The organism is Streptomyces sp. CNQ085 (genome assembly GCF_022614595.1).
GTDB lineage: Bacteria > Actinomycetota > Actinomycetes > Streptomycetales > Streptomycetaceae > Streptomyces.
This window is the reverse complement of the sequence record NZ_JAJFAU010000026.1, coordinates 1-4,969: the sequence shown is the minus strand read 5'-3', so window position 1 is coordinate 4,969 and position 4,969 is coordinate 1. Positions and strand designations below refer to the sequence as shown.

Genomic DNA, 4,969 nt, shown 5'->3' with positions numbered 1-4,969 from the left:
CCCCCCCCCCACCGGCCATCGCTCCGGCCGGGCCCCGGCCGGCCGCGTCAGGCCAGGCTCTCCATCACGGGGTAGTAGCCCCCGGACTGGCCGGCGGCCGTGGGGTGGTACGAGTTGGTGATGTTGAGCCAGTCGACGCTGTGCAGCCACGAGTCGCCGGAGCAGATCTCATGGCCGGTGAACCTGCCGCGGACGTCGCCGAAGGTGAAGCCGTGGTCGGCGACGCGCTTGGCGATGGTGTCGCTCAGGTGGTCGGCCGCGTCGTTGATGGCCGCGCGCGAGGTCTCGCTGAGTCCCACCCAGCAGCTGCCGTTGAGCTTGTAGAAGCGGGGGTAGTTGAGGACGACGACCCGGGCGTTGGGCGCCTTGCTGCGGATGGCGCCGTAGACCGCGTCGAGCTTCCCGGGGAGTGTGCCGGAGATGTAGTCGCGCGCCTCGTTGACCCGCGCCACGCACGCGTTGGTGCCCCGCAGCACGCAGGTGGTCATAGCGCTGGCGAAGCCCGCGTCGTTACCGCCGATGGAGATGCTCACCAGGGTCGTGCCCGACGTCAGGGGACCGAGCTGGTTGTTGATGACGTCGGTGGTCTTGGCGCCGGAGCAGGCGGTGAAGTGGAAGGAGGCGGGTGCGTTCGCGTTCTTCCACAGCACCGGGTACGCCCTGGTGCTGCGCTTGCAGGAGCCGCTGGAACTGTCGTAGCTGCCGGCGCCGACTCCGGAGGAGTAGGAGTCGCCGAGCGCGACGTAGGAGGTGGCCGCGGCTTCCTGGGCGGAGGCCACGCCCGCGCCACCGAGTCCGAGTCCGACGAGGGCGGCTAGGGTGGCCGCCGCGGACGCGAGACGGGACAACTTCATGGAGTCTCCTGGGTGTGGAGGGAGGGATGAGGTGCGCCTACTACGTGGTAGCAGCGCAGAGCGTTTTCAGGAAGTGCTCATGCCAAAACTGTTCCTGTGCCCGGTTGGACAACCGCCCTGCACCGCCGTAGGTAACAGCCCTTTTCCTGACAAACGATCAAGTGCGTGCCCGGGGTCCTCAGGACCCCGGCCCACCGGCTCCCTCGCCCCCTCCCGCCCCCGGCCCAACCGGGTGCCGGGCGGCACCCGGGAAACGGCGCGAGGGCGGAACACCCGCCCGGTACGCCGCCCGGCCGGCTCCCGCCCCTCGCCGGGGCGGACCGTCAGGTCCGCACCTCCGGCTCGTACACGTCGGGGCGCGGGGAACGTCCAGGCGACGCCCTCGCGGGCGGTCCGTGTGGACGGCGGCACCCTCAGCCGGTACGTGCGGTACGTACCGTCCGGCCCGGGAGTGGAGTTGACGACCTCGACCGTCAGCACGGGCTCGTCGCCCTCGAGGTCGATCCGCCACAGCACGCCGGTGGAGTCCCGGTGGACCGGCCGGGCGCCGGTCAGGAGGTTCAGCGCTTGACGCCGACCCCGCCGTAGAGCGCGACGCGGCGCAGCTCGCCGGGCTCGGGCACCGGCCCGTCCGGCCGCCACAGCGGCAGTTGCACCAGCCCGGGGTCGATGAGGTCCCAGCCGTCGAAGAACGACAGGATCTCGGCGTGGCCGCGCAGGCTGACCTGGGCCGTGGCGTTCCGGTAGACGTCGGTGCCCTCCTCCACCCGCTTCCTCTCGTGGAAGTCGGAGGTGCCGTGGGTGAGGACGAGGCAGCTCCCGGACGGCAGCGCCTTGCCGAGCGCGGCCACCAGCGCGGCGGGGTCCTCCCCGTCACCGACGAAGTGCAGGACGGCGACGAGGAGCAGGGCCACCGGCCGGCCGAAGTCGATCAGTTCCCGGACGGCCGGGTGCTCGATGACGGCCTCGGGCCTGCGGGCGTCGGCCAGGACGAACTCCGCGTTGCCCGCGCCGGTGAGTTTGGCACCGGCGTGGACGGAGACGATGGGGTCGTTGTCGACGTACACCACGCGGGTGTCGGGGGCCTCGGCCCGGGCGAGCTCGTGGGTGTTGGGCGAGGTGGGGATACCGGTGCCGATGTCGATGATCTGGCGGATGCCCAGTTCTCCCACCACCGTCCGCACCGCGCGGCCGAGGAAGTCCCGGTTGGCGCGGGCGCTCACCCGTACGTCCGGGGCCATGCTCATCAGGCGTTCGGCGGCCTCGCGGTCCACCTCGTAGTTGTCGCTTCCGCCCAGGTAGTAGTCGTACATACGGGCCGGGTGCGGCCTGCTGGTGTCGATCTGTTCGGGCGTGAAGCCCCCGTCCGCCCGGTGGATCAGGTGGGTCTGGTCGGTCATGCCGTCGCCGTCCTCGTCATGGTTTCGTCGATCCTCAACACGTGCTCTGCGCGGTATGTGCGGGCTTCGGTGCCGGGTGTGCGAGATGCGCGGGACACGGCGACTCCAAAGCGAGCAGGAAGTCGGCCTCCCCCGCCTTGACACCCTGGATGAACCGCGCCATCTCGTGGTGGGCGCATATCAGGGCGGGCCCGTCGGGATCGGTGGACTGGCGCAGCGCCACCCTTCCGTCCGCGAGCCGCATGGCCTCCACACAACTCCCCCCGTTGCCGCCGCTCCACGGCTTGTGCCAGCCCTCGCTCCCCAGCTGCCGGGAGGGCATGCCGTTGTAGACGCGTTCACTCATGGGGTGGCTCACAGCTCCTTGCGCAGGCCGTCCAGGACGGCCTCGGTCCGTCGCACCGGCACCGCCTGTGCGCACATCCGGTCCAGCGCCTCCTGGAACGCCGAGACATCGTCGCGCTGGTCGAAGTAGACGGCGCCCACCAGGCTCTCGCTGTAGGCGACATCGGGCAGCTCCGGGATGGGGAACCGGAAGATGTGGAAGGGACCGTACATGGCCGGATGCGGCCCCGCGGAGAAGGGCATGACCTGCAGGCGCACCGTCGGCATCGAGCACGCCTCGATCAGACGGGAGATCTGCCCGCGCATGACCTCGGTCCCGCCGATGGGCCTGCGCAGCACGGTCTCGTCCACCACCACCCACAGCAGTGGCGGTTCGTCGCGGGTGAGCAGCCGCTGGCGTTCCAGTCGCAGTGCGGTGCCGCGCTCGATCTCCTCCTCGGCGGCGTGCGGCATCCCCGCGCGCAGCACGGCGCGGGCGTACTCCTCGGTCTGGAGGAGCCCGGGCACGTAGTGCGGCTCGTAGGCGCGGATGACGTGGGACTCGCTCTCCAGGCTGACGAAGGCGCTGAACCAGTCGGGCAGTACGTCGCGGTAGCGGTGCCACCAGCCGGGCCGGTTGGCCTCACGGGCGAGGGACAGGAAGCTGTCGATCTCCGACTGTTCGGTGACGCCGTAGGTGCGCAGCAGCTTCTCGACGTAGGGAATCTTCAGGCCGACCTCGGCCCGTTCCATCCGGCGGATCGTGGCGTGTGTGACGTCGAGCGCCTCGGCGGCCCGCTCGTAGGTCAGCCCCGCCCGCCTGCGCAGGTCACCCAGCCGTCTGCCGAGCACCACCCGCAGGACCGTGGGGGCGCCGCCCGCCCTGGTGTCAGCCACCGCACCCCTCCCGCGCTCCAACTCTCTTGTCAGTAGCGGCAGTTTGTCATGCCGCCGGATCCTCTCGACAGGGTGCTATGCACGCTTCTGCAAACAACAGATTGATCCTTGCCAGATGTTGTCCACACCCGCCACACTGAGGGCGTGGCTTACTTTTCCGATGTCCGCCCGTTGGAGCGCACCGGAGGGTCCGTGGAGAGGGCTCTGTGCGACGCGTTCCACCTCCCGGCCATCGGCGCCTCCGTGGCCGAGGCTCGCAGGCGGGTCCTCGCCCGGCTGACGGACTGGGGCATCGGGACGATGATCCGTGAGGACGTGCAACTGGTCGTCTCCGAACTCTTCACCAACGCCGTGCGTCACACCGACAGCGAGAGGGTCGACTGCGAACTGCGCGTCACGGACGCACGGCTCCGGCTGACGGTCACGGATCAGGGGGGCGGCCCCGCCGGGCGCCCGGCGGGAGTCCGCCCGGAGACTGGTGGCGCGGAGGGGGAGAACGGGCGCGGACTGCTGCTGGTCAGCGCTCTGGCCGATGCCTGGGGGGTGCGGCCGTGTGCCGACGGCAGGGGCCACACGGTCTGGGCGGAACTGGGCTTCGGCCCTTCCGCCCCGTGAGACGAGACCGCCCGGCCCTGGCGGGGGAGGCCGGGCCGCTCCCGTCTTGAACACGGTGCCACCCGCGGGCCCGTACCGCCCGGGCCATGTACGGCGCTACGGCGCGCGCGGCTGGGTCGCCCACCACAACACCGACCTGTGGCGCGGAACCGCGCCGGTGGACGGGACGTTGTTCTGGGGGATGTGACCCACCGGCGGCGCCTGGCTGGCGCTGTCGGTATAGGAGCACCACCGCTTCACCGGTGAGGGGTCGGTGCGGGGGCTGCCGGCGCGCGACGGTTTCGAGACGGACCTCACCTGGCGGGGCGGCGCGCTGACCGGAGCCGAGCCGCTCTCCCGCGCCGGGCGCGGGTGCGCACGGCCGGCGAGGGCGCGGTGTCCTGCGAGGGGCGGCCGGTGGAGACCGTACGGCCGGAGGCCGGAATCGTGGAGTTCGAGACGGCGCCCGGGCACGTCCACCGGCTCTCCCCGGTCTGAGAAGCATCCGTTCGGCGGGAACTCGACGGGGGCCGCCGTCCGTTCTCCGTGACCAGGAGGTGCGCTGTGGGCACTGGACACGCACGACGGGGAGAGGGCGACGGCGAGGACGCCGGAAGAGGCGTCTGGGACGACGTCGTGCTCGACGAGGACTTCATACGCGGTGCCGAGGTGAGCGAGCCGGCCGCGCGTACACGCATGCTGCGGGCCCGCTGGCGGGACAATCCGCCCGAGCCGCAGCCGTGGCGGGCGGACGAGCCTCCGGCGGGGTGGTTCTGGAGCAGGGGCCGCCGCAAGGGGCGCCGGTGGCGCCGCCGCCGCAAGGACGACTGACGCCGCCGGCCGCGCCCCTGACGGCAGCGGTCCGTGCGGGGGCGCGGGCCGCCACCCGCACCCCCGCAC

General features: G+C 71.7%; 8 protein-coding genes and 1 pseudogene. 4 read left to right on the top strand and 5 right to left on the bottom strand.

Annotation, left to right across the window (positions count from 1 at the left end; genetic code table 11):
- Positions 1-47: 47 nt before the first annotated feature.
- From LJ221_RS07355 to LJ221_RS07335, 5 genes and pseudogenes are all read right to left on the bottom strand, one after another.
- Positions 48-854, bottom strand: coding sequence for an SGNH/GDSL hydrolase family protein (locus tag LJ221_RS07355; RefSeq protein WP_241714779.1), 807 nt, complete (start codon positions 852-854; stop codon positions 48-50).
- Positions 855-1,177: 323 nt separating this feature from the next.
- Positions 1,178-1,406 (bottom strand): annotated as a pseudogene (locus LJ221_RS07350) (DUF6745 domain-containing protein); the annotation flags it as partial.
- An 8-nt stretch (positions 1,407-1,414) separates the two neighbouring features.
- Entirely contained in the window at positions 1,415-2,254 is an 840-nt protein-coding gene (locus tag LJ221_RS07345; protein WP_241714776.1) for an SAM-dependent methyltransferase, read from the bottom strand.
- A gap of 34 nt (positions 2,255-2,288) precedes the next feature.
- Positions 2,289-2,600 (bottom strand): DUF397 domain-containing protein, encoded by a 312-nt coding sequence (locus LJ221_RS07340; protein ID WP_241714774.1) that lies wholly within the window; start codon positions 2,598-2,600, stop codon positions 2,289-2,291.
- Between the two features lie 8 nt (positions 2,601-2,608).
- Entirely contained in the window at positions 2,609-3,475 is an 867-nt protein-coding gene (locus tag LJ221_RS07335) for a helix-turn-helix transcriptional regulator (RefSeq protein ID WP_241714772.1), read from the bottom strand.
- A gap of 144 nt (positions 3,476-3,619) precedes the next feature.
- Between LJ221_RS07335 and LJ221_RS07330 the strand changes: the two genes are divergently transcribed.
- From LJ221_RS07330 to LJ221_RS07320, 4 genes are all read left to right on the top strand, one after another.
- Positions 3,620-4,090 carry an anti-sigma regulatory factor gene (locus LJ221_RS07330; RefSeq protein WP_241714770.1) on the top strand — a complete coding sequence of 157 codons (471 nt, stop codon included), beginning with the start codon at positions 3,620-3,622 and terminating at the stop codon, positions 4,088-4,090.
- A 46-nt stretch (positions 4,091-4,136) separates the two neighbouring features.
- Positions 4,137-4,277 (top strand): autophagy-related protein 27, encoded by a 141-nt coding sequence (locus tag LJ221_RS07325; RefSeq protein ID WP_241714844.1) that lies wholly within the window; start codon positions 4,137-4,139, stop codon positions 4,275-4,277.
- A gap of 164 nt (positions 4,278-4,441) precedes the next feature.
- Positions 4,442-4,567, top strand: a complete 126-nt coding sequence (locus tag LJ221_RS23410; RefSeq protein WP_302851961.1) for a hypothetical protein — start codon at positions 4,442-4,444, stop codon at positions 4,565-4,567.
- A gap of 66 nt (positions 4,568-4,633) precedes the next feature.
- Complete coding sequence (locus LJ221_RS07320) at positions 4,634-4,900, top strand: hypothetical protein (protein WP_241714769.1); 267 nt, start codon at positions 4,634-4,636, stop codon at positions 4,898-4,900.
- Positions 4,901-4,969 lie beyond the last annotated feature (69 nt).

What these genes read in the sequence shown, in the direction of transcription:
- LJ221_RS07355 (WP_241714779.1), bottom strand. Translation starts at nt 854, where the DNA reads ATGAAGTTGTCCCGTCTCGCGTCCGCGGCGGCCACCCTAGCCGCCCTC.
- LJ221_RS07345 (WP_241714776.1), bottom strand. Translation starts at nt 2,254, where the DNA reads ATGACCGACCAGACCCACCTGATCCACCGGGCGGACGGGGGCTTCACG.
- LJ221_RS07340 (WP_241714774.1), bottom strand. Translation starts at nt 2,600, where the DNA reads ATGAGTGAACGCGTCTACAACGGCATGCCCTCCCGGCAGCTGGGGAGC.